General features: G+C 48.5%; 15 protein-coding genes. 6 read left to right on the top strand and 9 right to left on the bottom strand.

Translation table 11 applies throughout. The features are described from left to right. Positions 1-13 precede the first annotated feature (13 nt). From FTU55_RS05855 to FTU55_RS05845, 3 genes are all read left to right on the top strand, one after another. The gene (locus tag FTU55_RS05855) at positions 14-625 is read left to right on the top strand and encodes a TetR/AcrR family transcriptional regulator (protein WP_104473566.1); all 612 of its coding nucleotides are present in this window, start codon (positions 14-16) and stop codon (positions 623-625) included. Positions 626-764: 139 nt separating this feature from the next. Continuing rightward, positions 765-3449 (top strand): phosphoenolpyruvate carboxylase, encoded by a 2685-nt coding sequence (gene ppc / locus FTU55_RS05850; RefSeq protein ID WP_104472326.1) that lies wholly within the window; start codon positions 765-767, stop codon positions 3447-3449. Between the two features lie 299 nt (positions 3450-3748). Then, a complete protein-coding gene (locus FTU55_RS05845; protein ID WP_075174685.1) occupies positions 3749-5059 on the top strand; it encodes a solute carrier family 23 protein in 1311 nt (436 codons plus the stop codon). 242 nt (positions 5060-5301) lie between these two features. Here the strand turns inward: FTU55_RS05845 and FTU55_RS05840 are convergent, their stop codons facing one another. The 5 genes from FTU55_RS05840 to ilvD (FTU55_RS05820) form a co-directional block, all read right to left on the bottom strand. Beyond that, positions 5302-5478, bottom strand: a complete 177-nt coding sequence (locus FTU55_RS05840; RefSeq protein ID WP_005181183.1) for a hypothetical protein — start codon at positions 5476-5478, stop codon at positions 5302-5304. Positions 5479-5888: 410 nt separating this feature from the next. Next, on the bottom strand, positions 5889-6176 hold the full coding sequence (locus tag FTU55_RS05835) for a chorismate mutase (protein WP_075167674.1): 288 nt from the start codon (positions 6174-6176) through the stop codon (positions 5889-5891). Next, complete coding sequence (locus FTU55_RS05830; protein WP_104505695.1) at positions 6157-7479, bottom strand: hypothetical protein; 1323 nt, start codon at positions 7477-7479, stop codon at positions 6157-6159. The genes FTU55_RS05835 and FTU55_RS05830 overlap by 20 nt, the downstream gene beginning before the upstream one ends. 79 nt (positions 7480-7558) lie before the next feature. Then, positions 7559-9244 carry a dihydroxy-acid dehydratase gene (gene ilvD, locus FTU55_RS05825; RefSeq protein WP_005181175.1) on the bottom strand — a complete coding sequence of 562 codons (1686 nt, stop codon included), beginning with the start codon at positions 9242-9244 and terminating at the stop codon, positions 7559-7561. Positions 9245-9659: 415 nt separating this feature from the next. Continuing rightward, positions 9660-11489 (bottom strand): dihydroxy-acid dehydratase, encoded by a 1830-nt coding sequence (gene ilvD, locus FTU55_RS05820; protein ID WP_075174681.1) that lies wholly within the window; start codon positions 11487-11489, stop codon positions 9660-9662. 423 nt (positions 11490-11912) lie between these two features. Here ilvD (FTU55_RS05820) and fmt point away from each other — a divergent pair, with 423 nt between their 5' ends. Further along, positions 11913-12875: a methionyl-tRNA formyltransferase gene (gene fmt, locus FTU55_RS05815; RefSeq protein WP_016658903.1), complete on the top strand. Its 963-nt coding sequence runs from the start codon at positions 11913-11915 to the stop codon at positions 12873-12875. After that, complete coding sequence (gene rsmB / locus FTU55_RS05810; RefSeq protein WP_180046455.1) at positions 12872-14176, top strand: 16S rRNA (cytosine(967)-C(5))-methyltransferase RsmB; 1305 nt, start codon at positions 12872-12874, stop codon at positions 14174-14176. The genes fmt and rsmB overlap by 4 nt, the downstream gene beginning before the upstream one ends. 79 nt (positions 14177-14255) lie before the next feature. On the opposite strand, the gene FTU55_RS05805 is transcribed toward rsmB, so the two are convergent. From FTU55_RS05805 to FTU55_RS05795, 3 genes are all read right to left on the bottom strand, one after another. Next, the gene (locus tag FTU55_RS05805) at positions 14256-14366 is read right to left on the bottom strand and encodes a methionine/alanine import family NSS transporter small subunit (protein WP_005181164.1); all 111 of its coding nucleotides are present in this window, start codon (positions 14364-14366) and stop codon (positions 14256-14258) included. Position 14367: 1 nt separating this feature from the next. Further along, positions 14368-15855, bottom strand: coding sequence for a sodium-dependent transporter (locus tag FTU55_RS05800; protein ID WP_075174678.1), 1488 nt, complete (start codon positions 15853-15855; stop codon positions 14368-14370). A 525-nt stretch (positions 15856-16380) separates the two neighbouring features. Then, positions 16381-17832, bottom strand: coding sequence for an aldehyde dehydrogenase family protein (locus FTU55_RS05795; protein ID WP_160243664.1), 1452 nt, complete (start codon positions 17830-17832; stop codon positions 16381-16383). Positions 17833-17969: 137 nt separating this feature from the next. Between FTU55_RS05795 and FTU55_RS05790 the strand changes: the two genes are divergently transcribed. Beyond that, positions 17970-18653, top strand: a complete 684-nt coding sequence (locus tag FTU55_RS05790) for a TIGR04219 family outer membrane beta-barrel protein (RefSeq protein WP_180046453.1) — start codon at positions 17970-17972, stop codon at positions 18651-18653. Positions 18654-18732: 79 nt separating this feature from the next. Here FTU55_RS05790 and FTU55_RS05785 read toward each other — a convergent pair whose 3' ends face one another. Further along, positions 18733-20094 carry an aromatic acid/H+ symport family MFS transporter gene (locus tag FTU55_RS05785; protein WP_180046451.1) on the bottom strand — a complete coding sequence of 454 codons (1362 nt, stop codon included), beginning with the start codon at positions 20092-20094 and terminating at the stop codon, positions 18733-18735. Between the last annotated feature and the right edge of the window lie 522 nt (positions 20095-20616).

The following is a 20616-nucleotide window of genomic DNA, read 5'->3' as shown; positions in this document are numbered from 1 at the left end:
ATATTTTCAGCAAATGAACGTCGGACGTCCCAAAGATCTCGAAAAACGCCAGCGCATTCTGGAATCGGCTAAATCCTTGTTTTTAAAGCAGGGCTATCATGGTTCGAGCATGAATGAAATTGCCCGTGATGCCGGCGTGACCAAACTGACGGTCTATAATCATTTTCAGGACAAGGCCACCTTGTTTACCTGTGCCATTGAAGATACCTGTGAAGCCCTGATTATGGCGCGTCCGCCGCAGCTCAGTGCCGACAGCAATTTCCAGCAGGCGCTGGCGCAGCTGTGTGCGCTGTCCCTGGAAATTGTCTATTTACCCGAAGCCATCAAGCTGGAATATCTGCTGCTCGATTTGGCCTCACAGCAAAGTCCGCTGTTACAGCAGTTTTATCAGGCCTCGCATCAAAAGCTGAACCAAGTCTGGCAGCACTTTTTCCAGCAGGCCATTGATTTAGGTTTTATCCAGCAGATGCCGCTAGAACAGTTAATCCAGTTGATGTTGTCGTTGTTACTCGGTCAGCGCCATCATGAAATTTTGCTCGGCATCCGTCCGATTCCGGCCGCCGATGAACAGCAGCAGCTGATCCAGTCCAGTATCCAGCTGTTCCTGCAAGCCATCTCCGAGTGACTGGCTGCCTAAGCCTTGAACAAAACCGGCTTTTTTGCAGCGCTTCCGGATAAAAATTATCCGACTTTCGCCTTATCTTGGCTTGGATTGTCACGAATTCCGGGTATAGTCAAAACAGGAACTCTGGAGAGGGAAAAAAATGATTCAACAAATTGCTGCTCCATTACGCGAAGATGTGCGTCTGCTGGGAAATTTACTGGGCGATACCCTGAAACAGCACGCCGGACAAGATTTGTTTAATCAGGTCGAACAGATTCGTGCGCTGGCCAAAGGCGCCCGTGATGGCCAGATTGAAGCAGAAAAACAACTCGAACAACTGCTGTCCAGTCTGGAAGATGAAGAAATTCTGCCGCTGACCCGTGCCTTTACCCACTTTTTAAATTTTGCCAATATTGCCGAGCAGTATCATGTGGTGCGTAGCCGCCGCCAGAGCGAATTTGATGATAGCGCGCCCTCCCCGAATCCACTCGATCATCTGTTTCAGAAATTCCAGCAGCACGATATTTCTGCCGAGACCTTGTTCCAGCAAATTTGTGAACTGAATATTGAACTGGTCTTAACCGCGCATCCGACCGAAGTTAGCCGCCGCACCCTCATTCAGAAATATGATGGCATCAATGCCTGCCTGTCGGCTTTTGACCAGCAGAAACTGACCCCGCGTGAACGTCAGGCCGTACTGGAAGAACTGAAACAATTAATCAGCTCGGCCTGGCAGACCGATGAAATTCGTCAGCATCGCCCGACCCCGATTGATGAAGCCAAATGGGGTTTTACCACCATTGAACAGACACTGTGGAATGCAGTGCCTAAATTTATCCGGGAACTGGACAGCATGGTGCAGGCCCAGTGTGGCCAGCAGCTGCCGCTGGAAATTGCACCGCTGCGCTTTGCCTCCTGGATGGGCGGTGACCGCGATGGCAACCCGAATGTGACCCATCAGGTGACCCAGGAAGTGCTGTGGCTCTCGCGCTGGAAAGCCGCCGATTTGTACCTGCGCGATATTGAAGATTTGCGCTGGGAACTGTCGATCCAGCAATGCAGTCCGGAGCTGCTGGCTGCCATTGGTACGCCGCATCCTGAACCGTATCGTGAATATTTACGTGAGACGCGCCAGCGTTTAACGGCCACCCGTGACTGGCTGGCGCAAAAGCTGCAAGGACTGGATGCTGATGACAGCCAGGTGATTAAAAGCAAACAGGAACTGCTGACCCCGTTATTGTTATGTCACCGCTCGTTAATGGCCTGCAACATGCCAGAAATTGCCAATGGCAAGCTGCTGGATTTCATTCGCCGGGTCAACTGTTTCGGAATTGAACTGCTCAAGCTGGATATCCGTCAGGAATCTGGCCGGCATCGTCAGGCCATTTCGGCAATTACCGAATATCTTGGTCTGGGCAATTTTGAAACCTGGACCGAACAGGCGCGGCAGAATTTCCTGCTACAGGAACTGCAAAGCAAACGTCCGCTGTTGCCTAAATACCTGCAGGAACCGAAACAGAGCCTGATTGAACATCCGGATGTGCAGGAAGTGTTTGCCACCATGCGGACTCTGGCCGAACAGCCATCAGAATCGCTGGGTGCCTATATTATTTCCATGGCCGAATATCCAAGTGATGTGCTGGCGGTGTTATTGCTGCAAAAAGAAGCCGGTATTCAAACGCCGCTACGCGTGGTGCCGCTGTTTGAAACCCTGAAAGATCTGGACGGCGCAGCCAATACCATGCACACCCTGTTTGGCATGCACTGGTACAAGCAGCATATTCAGGGCAAACATGAGGTGATGATTGGCTACTCCGACTCGGCCAAAGATGCCGGCTTTATGTCGGCCAACTGGGCCCAGTATCGTGCCCAGGAAGAACTGACCGCTGTGGCACAGCAGCACGGGGTTCAGCTGACTCTGTTCCACGGCCGTGGCGGTTCTATCAGCCGTGGCGGGGCACCGACCCAGCAGGCCCTGTTCTCGCAACCACCAGGTTCCATTTCCGGCGCGATTCGCGTTACCGAACAGGGCGAAATGATCCGCTTCAAGTTTGGTCTGGAAGAAATTGCCTTACAGAATCTGGAAATCTATACCGCTGCGACACTGGAGGCGACCTTGCTGCCACCGCCGGTTCCTAAACAGGAATGGCGCCAGTTAATGCACAGCATGACTGACCTGTCGGTGCAGGTCTATCGCCAGACCGTGCGGGAAAATCCGCATTTTGTGAAATACCTGCGTACCGTGACCCCGGAACTGGAGCTGCAAATGCTGCCGCTTGGTTCACGTCCGGCCAAGCGTAAAGTCAGCGGCGGCATTGAATCGCTACGCGCCATTCCCTGGGTATTTGCCTGGACCCAGATTCGCCTGATGCTACCAGCCTGGCTGGGCACCGGTGCGGCCATTAACCAGGTGATTGCCCAGGACCAGCAGGCGCTGCTGGAAGAAATGCTGCGCGAATGGCCGTATTTTCAGACCTTGGTGGATATGCTGGAGATGGTTCTGTCCAAGGCCGATGGGCATATTGCGCTCTACTATGAGGCGCATCTGACTGAAGATGAAGAACTGAAAGCGCTGGGTGCCGAGCTGCGTCAACGCCTGAAAGATGCAGTCCAGACCTTGCTGGCGCTGAAAGGTGAGTCACAGCTACTCAGCAGTAATGATGTACTGGATCAGTCGATGAAAGTGCGTAAACCATATTTGCTGCCGCTACATCTGCTGCAGGCCGAACTGATGAAACGCCGCCGCCAGTATCTCAACAGCCAGCAGGCCGAGCATAGTCCGGTAGATCATGCCTTAATGGTCACCATTGCCGGTATTGCCGCCGGATTACGCAACACCGGCTAAGTCAAATTGGCAAAAACATACAGCACATGTTCTGCATGTGCTGTATTTTTAAGCAGTCATAAATCTGTCATTTCTTTTTTTATGAATAAAATAATTATTATTTATATATTCCCTCCAGCCAGAGTCGATGAATTAATCTACTGATTTCATACTATTTTTATAGTGAAAAATTTTTACCCTGCGGTAAAAAACAAAGCAAAGTCATAGAATTAATTTGAACAAAAATTTTGTATCTCCGATTAAATCTTTTAAAAAACAGGAGTATGATTGGCACAATTTGTCTTTAGAGTGCTCAAAATATGTCCAATTGGTTTCCCAAATGGCGCCCGTATCAAGGCAGTATCGATGCACGTCCTGTAGGTACCAATGAGTATCTTCCACCTGCGCAAACTGTGGTTCTGGGGGTTCAGCACGCGTTTGCCATGTTTGGTGCGACGGTACTTGCGCCTTTCCTGATGGGCTTTGACCCGAACCTGGCCATTCTGATGTCCGGGATCTGTACCATCCTGTTCTTTATTATGACCGGTGGTCGCGTTCCTAGTTATTTAGGTTCCAGCTTTGCCTTTATTGGAGTGGTAATTGCTGCGACCGGTTATGCCGCATCCGGCACGGGCGGACCCAACCCGAATATTGCGGTGGCAGCCGGCGGGATTATTGCCTGCGGTATTTTATATGCCCTGCTCGGCTTTCTGGTCATGGCCACCGGCACGCGCTGGATTGAAAAATTAATGCCACCTGTGGTCACTGGTGCAGTGGTAATGATCATTGGTCTGAACCTGGCGCCGGTCACGGTCAAAGGCGTAGCCGGTAATCCATTTAATATGTGGATGGCGCTGGTGACTGTCCTATGTATGGGTTCAATTGCAGTATTTACCAAAGGACTGTTACAGCGCCTGTTGCTCCTGGTGGGTCTGCTGCTGGCCTATCTGGTTTACTTTATTGTCAGTAATGTCATGGGTTATGGCACGCCAATTAACTTTGCCCCAATCCAGCAGGCGGCATGGTTTGGCCTGCCAACCTTCCATGGTCCGGAATTTGAAGTTAATGCCATGCTGATCATTGCCCCGGTGGCGCTGATTCTGGTGGCAGAAAACCTGGGCCATATTAAAGCCGTGAGTGCCATGACCGGTGAAAACCTGGACCCGCATATTGGTAAAGCCTTTGTTGCCGATGGTGTAGCCACCACTTTAGCCGGTGGTGTCGGTGCGCCAGGCATGACCACCTATGGTGAAAATATTGGCGTGATGGCAGTGACGCGTGTCTACTCGACCATTATTTTTGCGGTTGCCGGTGTGTTTGCCATTTTCCTTGGTTTATCGCCTAAGTTTGGTGCCATTATTCATACCATTCCAAGCGCGATTTTAACCGGTGCCTCAATTGTGGTGTTTGGTCTGATTACCATTGCTGGAGCGAAAATCTGGATTGAAAACAAAGTCGACTTCTCGAAAAACAAAAACCTGATGGTGGCGGCAGTGACCATTATTTTAGGTACTGGTGACTTTGCCCTGCAATTTGGCAGCTTTAACCTGGGTGGTATTGGGACGGCAACCTTTGCCGCACTGTTACTGAACCTGTTCTTTAGCCTGGGCGAAAAATCAGAAAAAGCATAACTGCCCTGACTAATATACAAAAAAACCGAAGCCGGTATGATCAGTACCGGCTTCGGTTTTTTATCTGAAACCTAAACGCTAGCAGTCAGGTTTCAAGGCAAAATTAAATTATTTTTGCTTTTTCAGGGCTTTTTGCAGCTGTTTCAATTTGCCCTGATGTTTTGAAATCTTTTTCAAACGTGCTTTGATTTTTTGCTTTAACGATTTAACTTGCTTCGCCATGGTATTACTCCCTAGTAAGGCTATTCGCGCTTGTGCTGTTTCACAAAGCTACGAATAAATTTTCTTAATTCACGAGCAGCACTAGTATCCAGTTCTTCACACAAATGAATAAATTCATCGCGTTCAGCACTATTAATACGAATTAAAAGTTGTCCATCTTTTTTGCCTGTCTTTATTTTTTTGATTTGCTCGCTCATTGCTTCACTCCAAAATAAAGACGCTTTAACAAAAAGATGTATATACAATATATATACATTTTCAATTAAGTCAAATCTATCGTGTTAAAATATGTAATAAAATCAATATATTTAGTTTACCAAAAAACTATAGACGCGCGCAAAGCCTGCCGGGCTCTAGCTTTACGCAAAATACCGCCATCGGTTTATTTTTAAATTAAAGTTAGATGATTCGCTTGTTTTTCAACCAACCTTGATCTTGAAGCGAAATAACCTCCCAGATTCATCTCACCTGCCGAGTGCTGATGTCTACGGTTCTGGCTAAAGATTAAAGACGAACAAAAATAATCCGCGCCGCCGGAATCAGGAACATTATCCCGGCCTGCTGTGATGAAAACAGAGTGCCAGCGCGTTTTTAATTGTTATCGGTTTTAAGGTCTAAACTGTTTCAGTTCACGCTGAATAAAGTGCTGGAACATGGTCTGGTACAGCTGTTCAATTAGCTGGGCATCAAGTCCTAAACTGGTGGCCTGGCTACGCAAACGCTCCAGAATCTGGGCCTGGCGTTCCGGGGTCTGCATATCGGTTTCTGATTTTTTAAAACGGGTGGTCTGATCAACATAATATTGACGCGCTGCAATCAGCTCCACCAAAGCACTATCAATCACATCAATCTGTGCGCGAGCCTGTTCCAGCGACTCAACTTTCTCTTTTTTCATGTTGTAAGATGTCATTTTCAGCTTCGTTTTCACTTTTGTACTTTTCTTCTAACACATTACTGAAAATACTTTCAATCATCCAGACGCGATAAAGGCTATTAAACACATAACTTTGCCCATCAACCCGCAGCTCCAGCACCGGTAAATTCGGCTGGGACTTCATTTCACAGAGCATGTCATTGTCTTTCAGATACTGTTCAATATCGGCACTGCTCAGTTCAACAATATTCAACTCACGGCGTAACTGCTCGAAATGGGCTTTAAAAGACAGGTCTTTGCCCTGGGTCCACACCGCCTGCAAAATTCGGTGAATGGCCTGCATACGCTGTTCTTCCGGCACGCTATAAAACAGTCGCGCCATCTGATAGGTGGCATCTTGGGTCGGCCGGCAAAACGGGGTAAAGGCGACTTCGGTGCGTTTGGATAAACGGGTGGCCAGACTCCAGTCAAACAGGTCACGGCCCTGATAACTGAGCGGATAGACATTCAAATGAATATTATAATAATTGGCCAGCTCTTCCTGAATATAGGCCAGCAGCAGCCAGGAAATCGGATCTTCCAGCGCGATATATAAATCCAGCTCCGGGTCCATACGCTGAATTTCATTTAAGGCTTCGGCATCATTAATTAAATGCTCACGCCATTCAATATGATTAATCAGGAAAATCGGATTACCGGTCAGCAGCTTCTGCTGTTTTAGGCGCCGGGTCAGGCGCAACAAATCATCTACCGCATGATACTGGCGGCCACCAAACTCGAAATAGCTGGCAAGGATGGCATCCTGATTAAAAATCCGTTCCGGAAAATGCTGTTCCTGATGATGGCGACTGGCCATGGCATACAGGGTGCGCAATTTGCCATACTGTTTTTGCCAGAGCATATGGAATACATCTTCCAGCAAATACAGAAAATCCTGACCACGCAAAGGCGTATGCCGCAAGATGGTTTCAGCTTGCGCCAAGGCTTCCGGGGTCGGCTGTTCCGGGGTGTCATGAAAACTGAAACGATGCTGCTTGGACAGGATCTGTGCATCATTCAGGCAATAGTTCTGCCATTCCAGCGCCGACATCTGGTTCGGCGGCTCTGCACTGCCACTGGAAATAATTACCTTTAACGGCTTTAAGGCATCGGAGAGAATTTCTTCAAGCTGTGGCAGTTCCTGCACTGCCAGATAGCTATACACATCATCTAAACGCAGATGAATACTGAGGCCCTGCTCAATCGGTAACACCGCTTGACGAGACGGTTTTTGATAAAACCAACTCGATCGGATTGGATCAAACCAACGGCGTAACAGTGACATGAGCTGAGCCTCTAAAGGATTAAACGGCGGAATAAAAGATACTACACCGGTTTATAACAATTTGATCTTAAATGATCAATTACACATCCAAATTTAAATCGGTCACGGCGCCGGTCTCTGCCCCTGAGGTCAGTCGGGCAAATTTGGCCAGTGCACCATGCGTATAATTTGGTTTTGGCTTGACCCAGGCCGCCTGACGCGCGGCAATTTCCTGTTCAGACACATGCCAGGTCATTTCACGGGTTTCGGCATTGATGGAGATTTTATCGCCATTTTTCACCAAACCAATTGGCCCACCTTCATAGGCTTCCGGGGTCACATGGCCAATCACAAAGCCATGACTGCCGCCAGAGAAACGGCCATCGGTAATCAGGGCCACAGCATCGCCCAGGCCTTTACCAATAATCGCCGAAGTCGGTTTTAGCATTTCAGGCATGCCCGGTCCGCCTTTTGGACCAACACCGCGAATTACCACCACTTCGCCCGGCTGCACCTGACCGTCAAGAATACCGCGCATAGCACCAATTTCGCCTTCAAACACCCGTGCCGGGCCTTCAAAATACAGCCCTTCTTTACCGGTAATTTTTGCCACCGCACCGGTTGGCGACAGGTTGCCTTTTAAAATCACCAGATGTGAATCTTTTTTCACCGGCGCATCAAATGGCAGGATAATCTGCTGGCCTTCCGGATAGTCTTCAACATCCGCCAGGTTTTCGGCCAGTGTTTTACCGGTCACGGTCAGGCAGGAACCATCGAGCATGCCGGCATCCAGCATCCGTTTCATCAGCGGCTGAATCCCGCCAATCGCAATCAGTTCAGACATCAGGTATTGACCGGATGGACGTACATCGGCCACCACCGGAATATCCTGACCAATGCGGACAAAATCATCCAGACTCAGCTCGACCCCGGCCGTATGCGCCATCGCCAGTAAATGCAGCACGCCATTGGTGGAACCGCCCAGGGCAATCAGCACTTTAATGGCATTTTCAAACGCGGCTTTGGTCATAATGTCGCGCGGTTTAATGTCCAGACGCAGCAGGTTCATTACCGCTTCACCAGCACGCTGACAGTCAATTTTCTTGTCCTCAGACACCGCTTCCTGCGCCGATGAACCCGGTAAACTCATGCCCAAGGCTTCAATCGCCGAGGCCATCGAGTTGGCGGTGTACATGCCGCCACAGGAACCCGGTCCCGGCAAAGCCACTTCTTCAATCTGTTTGACCTGAATTTCATTAATTTCGCCCTTGGCATGCTGCCCGACCGCTTCAAATACCGAAATCATGTCGGTATGGCCTGCGCCCGGCTTGATGGTGCCGCCATAGACAAACAGCCCCGGACGGTTGAGGCGCGCCAGCCCCATAATACAGCCTGGCATATTTTTATCGCAGCCGCCAATGGCAATCACCCCATCATAGGCCTGACAGCCAACCACGGCTTCAATCGAATCGGCAATAATTTCGCGGGTCAGCAGCGAATATTTCATGCCCTCGGTGCCGTTTGAAATCCCGTCAGAAATGGTGATGGTATTAAAGATAATCCCCTTACCGCCAGCGGCATTGACCCCGGCTTCGGCTTCACGCGCCAGCCCATCAATATGCATATTACACGGCGTGACATTGGCCCAGGTTGAGGCAATCCCGATAAAAGGACGCGTAAAATCCTCATCCTGAAAGCCGGTGGCGCGCATCATGGAACGTGCCGGTGCATTTTCAATGCCCTCATAGACCGGGGCGGAATGTTCGCGGATATTATCTTTACTCATTGGTTTCTTCCTTGGCGATCACTGGATTGAAGTCGCAGTGTTTGGCAATTTATTCTACGATTATTGTATAGAATTAAATCCGTACAATATAGCTTTCAGCGGTTTCTCGAACATTTGATCTATACCCAAGTCATCTGCAACGGTCCGAGGCAGGACTACAATTCATATTAAATGGTTTTGCGATATCAGTGAAACCTGCGGGTACTGAACGAGTTTTGCAGATGAAAATGGTTTTACCTCCTTTTGCCCAATGAGCAATGTATTTCACAAGATAGGTCGAACCGAAGATGATTAACCGTCATCAAATCCTTCTTTTTAAGACGGTGTCGTGCTGAAGCGATCCATTTCAAACTTAGCTTCTCACATAAAAAAGCACCCCATCAGGAGTGCTTTTTTAGCTCTAAAAACTTAGCGCTTAGATTTCACGTACCGCGCCTTTGGCCGCACTGGTGGTGTGCATGGCATAGGCTTTCAGCGCTTTAGAAATCTTGCGCGGACGTTCTTCAGCGGGCTGCCAGCCTTTGGCTTCCTGTGCTTCACGGCGCGCTGCCATGGTTGCATCATCAACCGCCAGGTGAATGCTACGGTTTGGAATATCAATTTCAATGCGATCGCCATCTTCGACCAGACCAATCGCGCCACCTTCTGCCGCTTCCGGAGAGACGTGACCAATCGACAGGCCAGATGAACCGCCCGAGAAACGGCCATCGGTTAGCAAGGCACAGTCTTTGCCCAGACCTTTAGATTTCAGGTAGCTGGTTGGGTACAGCATTTCCTGCATCCCCGGACCACCACGTGGACCTTCGTAACGAATCACCACCACATCACCGGCGCTGATTTTACCACCCAGAATCGCCTCTACTGCGGCATCCTGGCTTTCAAATACGCGAGCTGTACCATTAAATTTCAGGATGGATTCATCTACACCCGCAGTTTTTACGATACAGCCATCCAGCGCGATGTTGCCGTACAGCACGGCCAGACCACCATCTTTAGAGAAGGCATGTTCAGCATTACGGATCACGCCATTTTCACGGTCGCCATCAAGGCGTGAATAATAACGGTCCTGTGAGAATGCAGTCTGGGTCGGAACGCCACCTGGCGCCGATTTGAAGAAGGTGTACACCTCTTCATTTTCAGTACGGATGATGTCCCATTTATCTAAGGCATCTTTTAAAGTGGCTTCATGTACGGTCGGTACAGAAGTATCCAGCAAACCGGCACGATCCAGCTCGCCTAGAATACCCATGATCCCGCCGGCACGGTGGACATCTTCCATATGTACATCATTTTTTGCCGGAGCCACTTTACACAAGACCGGCACTTTACGCGATAAACGGTCGATGTCATCCATGGTGAAATCAACACCGGCTTCATTGGCCGCAGCCAACAGGTGCAATACAGTATTGGTTGAACCGCCCATGGCAATGTCCAGCGTCATGGCATTTTCATACGAGGCTTTGGTGGCAATTGAACGTGGCAGAACGCTGTAATCATCCTGTTCATAGTGACGTTTGGCCAGTTCCACAATTAAAGAACCAGCACGTTCGAACAGTTTTTTACGGTTAGCATGCGTGGCCAGTGTAGAACCGTTACCTGGAAGAGATAAACCGAGCGCTTCGGTCAAGCAGTTCATTGAGTTGGCAGTGAACATGCCTGAACATGAACCACAGGTTGGACAGGCGGAACGTTCGTATTCTGCCACTTCTTCATCGGTAAAGTTGTCATCTGCAGCGACAATCATGGCATCAATCAGGTCGATGGCTTTTTCATTGCCACGGATTTTGACTTTACCCGCTTCCATTGGACCGCCCGACACGAACACCACCGGAATATTCAGACGCATGGCGGCCATTAACATGCCCGGGGTGATTTTGTCACAGTTTGAAATACAAACCATGGCATCAGCACAGTGTGCGCTGACCATATATTCGACCGAGTCGGCAATCAGGTCACGTGATGGCAAGGAATACAGCATGCCGTCATGACCCATGGCGATGCCGTCATCGACTGCAATGGTATTGAATTCTTTGGCTACACCACCTGACGCTTCAATTTGACGTGCCACCAGCTGACCAAGGTCTTTTAAATGCACGTGACCCGGTACAAACTGGGTAAAAGAGTTGACCACCGCAATAATCGGCTTGCCAAAATCTTCATCTTTCATCCCGGTCGCACGCCATAAGCCACGTGCGCCCGCCATATTTCTTCCGTGTGTCGATGTTTTTGAACGATAGTCAGGCATGTGTATTTCCAACGAGTTGTGCTTGAGAGGGTGAATCCCCATCTCTGGCTAAAATGTACTGATCTTCAGGTTATCAGTTGAAATTTCGTCACATCATACTACAGCTCAATCTGTCAGCGTGCTGGGTGATCGGGTCTTTTGAACCTTTTATTCTGCGATCTTTCAACTGATGAAAACTGGGGAGACTCGCCTACGGAGCCGATATGATTTGATCATAAAGCATTAGCTCCAGCATTTTCATGAATAATTTTTACCTTTTATATAAACAAAATTTATTGATATTAATTTTTTAAATAAAATTTTGTTTGCAAAGAACAACACCCAGCCGACCTCATGAAGATGCAACCTCTATTTACATGACAATTTAGGCTTAAAAAGGCTTTTCGCATATAATGTGGGGCAAGTTTATATGGAATCTCATGTGTGAAAATTATCTTTGCGGGAACACCAGAATTTGCAGCTGTAGCGCTCGATGCCTTATTAAAAACCGAGCATGAAATTGTGGCGGTCTATACTCAACCTGACCGCAAAGCAGGCCGCGGACAAAAACTTACGGCCTCTGCCGTAAAACAACTGGCGCTGGCGCATGATCTTCCGGTGTATCAACCGTTACATTTTAAATCATCCACAGAAGAAGGTCTGGCTGCGCAGGCAGAACTAAAAGCCCTGAATGCCGATGTAATGGTGGTGGCGGCCTATGGCCTGATTTTGCCACAAGTGGTGCTGGATACACCCAAATATGGCTGCCTGAATATTCATGGTTCGCTGCTGCCACGCTGGCGAGGAGCGGCGCCAATTCAACGCGCCATTGCCACCGGCGATGCTGAAACCGGCGTGACCATTATGAAGATGGCGGCCGGGCTGGATACCGGCGATATGATGTATAAAACCCTGTGCCCGATTACAGCCGAAGATACTTCTGCCAGCCTGCATGATAAGTTGGCCATTCAAGGTGCAGAGGCAATTGTGGCGGTACTGGCTTCGGAGCAGACTTTACAACAGTATCTGGAACAGCGCGAAGTACAGGATGAAGCTTTAACCGTATATGCCCACAAGCTGTCTAAAGCCGAAGCGAAAATTGACTGGTCTCAGGATGCTGTGACAATTGACCGCAATATTCGCGCCTTTAACCCGTGGCCGGTGGCGTTTATTCCGCTGGATGAGCAAAGTAATTTACGGGTCTGGGGATCTGTGCTGTCGAATGAAGCGGTCAATGGCCAGTCGGCGGGGACCATTCTGGCACTAGATAAACAGGGCGTGCATGTGGCCTGTGGCGATGGCAAAGCCATCTGTCTGACCAGCCTGCAATGGCCGGGTGGTAAAGCGCTGAATCCGGTCCAGATTGCACAAACCCAGAAATTAAGTATTGGGCAGGTGCTGGCATGAATCAACATCCATCCGGTCAGTCACATCTGAACTTACGCGCCCAAGTGATTCGTACTTTATTGGCCGTCCAGCAGGGCCAATCTCTGGCCAGTATTTTACCGCTGCATCTGACCAAGGTCGCCGAGCGTGACCGGGCGCTGTATCACGAACTGGTCTTGGGCACCTTACGTCAATGGTATGGTCTGAAAAGCATTACCCTGCCTTTGCTGGTCAAACCGCTGAACAATGAAACCGTCGAAACCTGTCTCTATGTCGGGCTATATCAGATTTTATGTACCCGTATTGCCGACCATGCAGCCATTTCAGAAACCGTGACTGCCACCAAGCAGCTGGGCTTTCAGGCACTCAGTGGTGTGGTCAATGCCATCCTGCGACGTGTTTCACGTGAAACATCGGTCTTTGAGCAGGCCCTGCAAGCGGCGCATGGTTTACCTAGCTGGCTGTTTAAACGTCTGAAAAAAGACTGGCCGGAACAGCTGGAGCAGCTGACCCAGGACCTGAAACAGACAGCGCCACTGACTTTAAGGGTCAATCAGCGCAAGATCAGCCGTGAAGCCTATCTGAATAAACTGTTGGGTGCCGGTATTCAGGCTCGTCCAGGTGAACGTTCCGATGTGGCAATTATTCTGGAGCAGGCGGTGCAGATTCCGGAGCTGCCGGGCTTTGATGCCGGCTGGTTCTCGGTACAGGATGAACATGCCCAGCTTTGTGCGCAGTTACTGCCAGATTTAAATGGCAAAGTGGTGATTGATGCCTGTGCAGCCCCGGGCGGAAAAACCGCACATATTCTGGAAAAATTTAGTCCGGCCACTTTGGTGGCACTGGATCAGGACCCGAAACGCCTGCTACGGGTCACGGAAAATCTGGAGCGCCTGCAACTGACCGATACGCAGCAGGTCGAAATTCTGGCGGCAGATGCTACGCGCTGGACCGCAACCGAACCGGTCGATTGTATTGTGCTGGATGCACCCTGCTCTGCCATTGGGGTGATGCGCCGTCATCCGGATATTCGCCTGTTACGCCAGTCCGCTGACATTCAGCAAACTGTCGAGCTGCAGCAGCAGATTCTGGAACAGATGTGGTCCCAGCTAAAAGTCGGCGGCACCTTGCTGTATATCACCTGTTCCATTTTAAAAGCAGAAAATGAGCAGCAGATGCAGCAGTTCTTTGCCCAGCATGCCGATGCCAAAGAAATTAAAATTGCCACAGACTATGGCGTCGAACAGCAGTATGGTCGCCAGCTGTTACCGGAAGCCGGACGCGGCGATGGCTTCTATTATTGCCGAATTGAAAAAATCTAGACGATAAAAAAAGGAACCCTCAGGTGGTTCCTTTTTTTATGCTACAGCGGTTTAGTCTGCACAAACCTGTACCACAGACTTAATCCTCCGGTTCATCTGGATGTTTGCTCAGATGAATCATGGCCAAGATTAAACCGCCCCAGAGCAGGACAGTCGAGATGATCATCATGATAATTGCTTCAGTATTCATCTTAGTTCTCCTCTTCCGGGACTTTGTCTTTCAGACAGCTCAGTACAATGGCACCCACAATAAACAGGGCCAGCGTACCGCCACCCACCAACCATAAGATTTCAGCCGGATAACCGCCATAACCTTCTGCAACAATCGACTTGATGGTTAGGCCTAAAGCCACCAGTAATGATAATGGAGTCACAACGGTTAACAGGAAGTTCCAGCCGGCACCCAGTTTAATACTAGAGTACTGGTTGATATGCGCCTGTAACTGCGACAATAACGGACGACGGAACCACGACACCAGAATAATCGACAGTAAACCACCGCCAACAATACCAATATTATTGGCAAAGTAGTCAATGATGTCGACAAAGGTAATCGCACTATGGGTCGAGAAAATCAGGGTCGAAACAATGGCAGAACCACCGGCAATAATGCTGACCGATTTTTTACGTGACCAGCCTAACTTGTCCTGGAAAGCTGAAATCGGCACTTCCAGAATACTGACCATGGAAGTAATCCCGGCAACGGTCAACGAGGCAAAAAACAGGAAGCCAAATAAGTCGCCGCCTGCGCCCATGCTGGAAATAATTTTCGGGAAGGCAATAAAAGCCAGACCAATACCGCCAGATACCACTTCCTCCACGGTTGAGCCTGAGCTGAACGCCATAAAGCCCAAAGCCGCAAATACCCCGATACCGGCCAGAATTTCAAAAGATGAGTTGGCCAGCGCAACCACCGCACCGGAACCGGTCATATTGGTTTTACGCTTTAAATATGAAGCATAGGTCAGCATGATCCCGAAGCCGACAGACAGCGAGAAGAAGATATGACCAAATGCGGCCAGCCAGACTTTATAGTTGCCCATCGCTTCCCAGTTCGGGGTAAAGAAGGCATTTAAACCTGCGGTTGCACCCGGTAAACGGATCGCCTGAATCACCAGAATCGTGAACAGTACCACCAGTAACGGCATAAAGATTTTATTGGCCAGTTCCACACCACGACGTACACCACCGTAGAGAATGAACATCACCACCGCCCAGACAATCACCAGACCGAAGAATAAGGTCGGTACAAAGCCCAAGGCCAGCCCTTCGCCATTTTGCAAATAGGAATTAAAGAAGAAGGCCTGGGTGTCTGCCCCCCATTTCTGGCCAATCGCGTAGTACATATAACTACCAGCCCAGGACAGAACGCTGGCATAGTAAATCCCGATGACCAAGGTCACCATCACCTGCCACCAGCCCAAGGACTCGCTGTTCATGAGCTTTTTATACGCCAGTGGCGGCGCTTTACGGAACTTATGTCCGACCGCGTAATCTAAATATAATAACGGCAAACCAGCAGCAAAAATTGCCACCAGATACGGCACCAGGAAGGCACCACCACCATTTTCGTAAGCCACATAGGGAAAACGCCAAATATTCCCCAAGCCTACAGCTGAACCAATCGCTGCAATAATAAAGCCTGATCGCGCGGACCAGTTTTCACGATTTCCTGACATAAAACACCTAAACCTAGATGCTTTTTTCACTGCTTTTTATGTGGTTTTCTCGCAAGCAAAAAAGCACCATGCAATATTAATCTTGAGTGTTTGATTTAGCCTTGACCTTTTGGGTACTGGTTTCTAAATGACAAACAGGGAGTGGATGACGAAAACTTGCTTAAAGTGCATCGTGAAGACTCCCTTTTATATGGTTCAACAATACTCACTTTTAAAAAATTATTCTGTAATTTCTGCTCCAAATCTTGGGTTTTTATAATCTATCCTGATTCAACCGCTCAATTAATCAGCTTATTTATTGTACAATTTTGGTTATGAATTACCAAACTTTTTGGAATATATTATGAAGTAAAACTGAAAACTCAATTGCCATCCTTTAAACGGTCATTTATACCCGATGATATAAAATGCCTATCACCTACCCGCACTGCTTTCTTCGGATACTGTATTTCATCAATAGATTGCCGTGATCCATAGATGAGGATGCATCAAGTTCAATATTGCCCTTGATGCATCTCCCAGCGATCAACCCTGTTGATGGATCACCAGCAAACGCTCTTCCTGCATATCACGAATTGCCGATTGAATTCCCTCGCGGCCCAGACCCGAATCCTTGACCCCGCCATACGGCATGTTATCGACCCGGAATGATGGAATATCGTTAATAATCACCCCGCCAACATGCAGCTGGTCCCAGGCATACAGCATCTGCTGCAGATTCTGAGTATAGACCCCGGCCTGCAAACCAAAGCGGCTCTGGTTAATCCGTTCAATGCCCTGCTCAAACTGTTCATACGGCTCCAGAATAGCCACCGGACCAAAAGCTTCATTCTGGTAAATTTCCGATGTTGGCGAAACCTGCTCCAGTAGTGTCGGCTCGAACATCACCCCCTGCTGTTCGCCGCCCACCAGTACCGTCGCGCCTTCTGCTACGGCCTGATCCAGCCATTTTTTCAGGCGCACGGCTTCGTTCTCTTTAATCATCGGCCCAACCAAAGCGCTGTCCAGACGCGGATCAGCTGCCCGTAATGACTGCAAACGGCTGACCAGTTTATCTTTAAGCTGTGTGTAAATCGCGCGATGCACCAGAATACGCTGCACACTAATACACACCTGTCCGGCATGGTTATAGGCACCGCCAATTAACCGGTCAACCAGCGCATCATTGACCTCGGTATCGGCCTCAATCATCACGGCAGCATTGCCGCCCAGCTCCAGCGTGACCTTTTTACGTCCGGCACGCGCTTTCATATCCCAGCCCACCACATCAGAACCGGTAAAGCTCAGCAGTTTAAAGCGGTCATCGGTGACCAGCACATCGGCCTGCTCACGCGGACAGGGCAATACCGAAAAGGCACCAGCCGGTAAATCGGTTTCTGCCAGAATCTCGGCAATTTTTAAGGCAGAAATCGGGGTTAGGCTGGCCGGTTTTAAAACAAAGGGACAGCCGGCAGCAATCGCGGGTGCAATTTTATGGGCAGTTAAATTCAGAGGAAAATTAAATGGACTGATCAGCGACACTGCGCCAATCGGTACCTGTTTGCTGATGCCCTGATAACTGCAAGCCGCAGCAGTCACCGCCAATGGCATCATCCGGCCCTGATCCATCTGGGTTACTGCATCCGCAGCCAGTTGGAAGGTATTGATTAAGCGCTCTACTTCAGCAGCGGCAGCCCTTTTCGGTTTACCGCCTTCAATAATCAGCAGTTCGGTGAGCTCGGCCCGGCATTCCTGAAAACGCTGCACACAATGCAGCAGGATTTTCTGTTTCTGAAACGGTTTTAACGCCGCCATCGCCGCTTCCGCCTGGACTGCGGCCTGAATCGCCTGCTCTAGCGTCTCTGCATCGGCCAGCGCCACACGTGCATAACAGCGCTGCAGATACTTATCTTCGACCTCTAGCCACTGGCCGGTCACATGCGGCTGTCCAGCCAGATATAAAGGATAATCGTGCGGATGATCAGTGTGCGTAGCCATGTGCAGGTCCTCTATTTTTTGCATGATGCGTCAATGCAATTTATACCAATTCCCGATATGATGCGCCGAGATGTTTCCCGGTTCCATCCTCCACAATAAATTTATTCTGAGAATATACAAGCTCTACAGGGATTTTTATGCGTACACGTCCAGCATTGTGTTTCATCCTCGGTCTTGACTGTTTTAGCGCCGCACAGGCCGATATTATTGGTGTTAAAGGTAGCGTCGATTACTGGCATTATAACAGTGACTTATCGAGTGCCTTGGGCCAACCCGAGATGAAAGATGACTCCAGTTTGTCTTTTGCCTTAGCGGTTGAACATCCAGTACCGTTATTACCGAATGTCAAAATCAAGCACAGCACACTTGAGGCAGAATCAGAACGCGAAGTTCTGAATGAAAAAATGGAGCGGATCGACCTCGATTATTCCGACTTCATTGTCTATTACGAAATTCTGGACAATATTGTCAGTGCCGATATTGGTGTGGGTGCCAAGGTGCTGGACGGTACCGTGCAGCAGAATTTAACCGAAGTGGAACAGGTCAGTGAAACCTTGCCAATGCTGTATGCCGAAGCCGGGGTGAAACTGCCTTTTACCGGTTTAAGTGCCAAAGCCGAAGCCAGCTATGCCAAGTTTGATGATACTGTCATTAGCGATGCACAGGCAGAACTGAAATATAATTTTATTGATAATTTACTGGTCGATGTCGGGCTGAAGGCCGGTTACCGCATTTTAGATGTGGAACTGAACGAAGGTGATGAGCGTAATCTCCAGCTGGATTTTAAAGGTCCTTATCTCGGGCTGGAAGCACACTTCTAAGCCAGGCAAATTATCTTTATACCTTTAAACAAAAAGCCTCTACTGAGGCTTTTTGTTGGTTTAGATGAATTACATCGGTTTAGCTATAAGAGCGACTGGCCTTAGACACCACCGGTGGCGTTTCAGTAACCGGCTCAGAGGCTTTCTGGATGCGAATCAGGGCAACTGCAATTGCACCAATCACCGCTGGAATCGCCACCGCCAAGAAATTCAGTTTATGCGGTAATTCCATACCCAATAGCAGCCCAATAATAATCGGGCCGACAATTGCACCCACGCGACCAACCGCAGAGGCACAACCAATCCCGGTTGAACGTACCGCTAGTGGATAATACTGCGCCACAAAGCTGTATAGCAGAATACTACTGCCAATTGCGGAAGCCCCAGCCAGCGCCACCAGTAGGTAAATCACCGGTTGTGGCGAGTTAAAGCCTAATCCAACCAGCGCCACAGCCCCCATCAGGAACATGCCAATAATCACCGGTTTTAAATGGAAACGGTCTGCCAGAATCCCGCCGCCAATGGTGCCAATTACTGCGCCAATATTCATCGACATCAGGAACATCAGGCTGCTACCCAGCGAGTAACCAGCGGCCATCATTAGTTTTGGTAACCAGCTGCCCAGTGCATAGACCATCAATAAACACATAAAGAAGCAGCACCAGAACAATAAGGTACTCATGCCACGGTTTTGCTTAAATAAGGCGGCAATAGAGGCATCCGGCACCTGTACTTCATTTAAGACCAGTTGAGTCTGCGCACTGACTTTTTCTTCTGGCGTGATTTTCTGGATAATCTGGCGCGCTTTTTCATCCTGCTGTTTTTTCACTAAAAAGGTCAATGATTCAGGTAAAAACTTCCACAAGATCGGTAACAGTAACAGTGGAATACCCGCGATATAGAACATCACTTCCCAGCCAAAACTTGGAGTTAACCAGGCACCCAGTAACGCAGCCATAATACCGCCGACCGCATACCCACTAAACATGGTGGTCACCAAGGTACTGCGCAGTTTTTGTGGTGCATATTCAGAGGTTAAGGCCACCAGATTCGGTAATACTCCGCCAATTCCTAAACCGGCAATAAAGCGCAAAATTCCGAATTCAGTCGGGTTAGATGCGAAACCGCCCCAGAAGGTAAAACCGCTAAATAAGGTCACACAAATTAAAATGACATTTTTACGGCCAATCTTATCGGCCAGCATGCCAAAAAACATGGCACCGAACATCATTCCGGCCAGGGCAGTACTGGCCAACATGCCTGCTTGCACAGCAGTCATATTCCATTCTTGCATCAGTAGTGGTAGGGCTACGCCATTAATCGCCAGGTCATAACCGTCAAAGATGACTACAAATAAACACCAGAGTACGACGTTTAAATGAAAAGGTTTGAACTTCGCCTTGTCCACTACAGCATTCACATTCATTGTTGTTGCTGTCATTAATCCTCACCTCCAATTGTGAGATTTTATTCTTAATATGAAAAAATGAACAATCATTCACTTTTGTCTATAAAATGAATGATTATTCATTTTTTGTCTATGGATAAAAGGTCTAAATGATAAATTTTTCTTAAAAATCAGATTTGATTTAGCAATAAAGCTCAATTTCAGAGCAGAAAATTTAGTTATAAATCTTATAATTAGTGGAAACTTATTCTATTTTTTAAAATTTTTATATTACAAAACAGTGAAATAAAAGCTTCATCATTGCAATTTTTAAGACAGGCTTAAATGACAACTTCTACCACACAAATTTGCAAATAAATGTAAAAATTGTGTCATAAAGCCAGAAAAATACTATCCAAGTCGTAGATGTAGAAACTAGAAATTACGCCCATAAAAAAATCCCCCTGCTGTTTAAGCTAGGGGGATTTTGAATTAATGAGCTGGCGATGACTTACTCTCACATGGGTAACCCCACACTACCATCAGCGCTAAGAGGTTTCACTTCTGAGTTCGGGA

Origin of the sequence: Acinetobacter sp. YH12117 (assembly GCF_013418865.1) — a bacterium.
Lineage (GTDB): Bacteria > Pseudomonadota > Gammaproteobacteria > Pseudomonadales > Moraxellaceae > Acinetobacter > Acinetobacter indicus.
This window is presented reverse-complemented; position numbering and strand designations above follow the sequence as displayed.

What these genes read in the sequence shown, in the direction of transcription:
- FTU55_RS05795 (WP_160243664.1), bottom strand. Translation starts at nt 17,832, where the DNA reads ATGGCTACGCACACTGATCATCCGCACGATTATCCTTTATATCTGGCT.
- FTU55_RS05790 (WP_180046453.1), top strand. Translation starts at nt 17,970, where the DNA reads ATGCGTACACGTCCAGCATTGTGTTTCATCCTCGGTCTTGACTGTTTT.
- ilvD (WP_075174681.1), bottom strand. Translation starts at nt 11,489, where the DNA reads ATGCCTGACTATCGTTCAAAAACATCGACACACGGAAGAAATATGGCG.
- rsmB (WP_180046455.1), top strand. Translation starts at nt 12,872, where the DNA reads ATGAATCAACATCCATCCGGTCAGTCACATCTGAACTTACGCGCCCAA.
- FTU55_RS05835 (WP_075167674.1), bottom strand. Translation starts at nt 6,176, where the DNA reads ATGAAAAAAGAGAAAGTTGAGTCGCTGGAACAGGCTCGCGCACAGATT.
- FTU55_RS05840 (WP_005181183.1), bottom strand. Translation starts at nt 5,478, where the DNA reads ATGAGCGAGCAAATCAAAAAAATAAAGACAGGCAAAAAAGATGGACAA.
- FTU55_RS05845 (WP_075174685.1), top strand. Translation starts at nt 3,749, where the DNA reads ATGTCCAATTGGTTTCCCAAATGGCGCCCGTATCAAGGCAGTATCGAT.
- FTU55_RS05855 (WP_104473566.1), top strand. Translation starts at nt 14, where the DNA reads ATGAACGTCGGACGTCCCAAAGATCTCGAAAAACGCCAGCGCATTCTG.
- ilvD (WP_005181175.1), bottom strand. Translation starts at nt 9,244, where the DNA reads ATGAGTAAAGATAATATCCGCGAACATTCCGCCCCGGTCTATGAGGGC.
- FTU55_RS05805 (WP_005181164.1), bottom strand. Translation starts at nt 14,366, where the DNA reads ATGAATACTGAAGCAATTATCATGATGATCATCTCGACTGTCCTGCTC.
- FTU55_RS05830 (WP_104505695.1), bottom strand. Translation starts at nt 7,479, where the DNA reads ATGTCACTGTTACGCCGTTGGTTTGATCCAATCCGATCGAGTTGGTTT.
- ppc (WP_104472326.1), top strand. Translation starts at nt 765, where the DNA reads ATGATTCAACAAATTGCTGCTCCATTACGCGAAGATGTGCGTCTGCTG.
- FTU55_RS05785 (WP_180046451.1), bottom strand. Translation starts at nt 20,094, where the DNA reads ATGACAGCAACAACAATGAATGTGAATGCTGTAGTGGACAAGGCGAAG.
- FTU55_RS05800 (WP_075174678.1), bottom strand. Translation starts at nt 15,855, where the DNA reads ATGTCAGGAAATCGTGAAAACTGGTCCGCGCGATCAGGCTTTATTATT.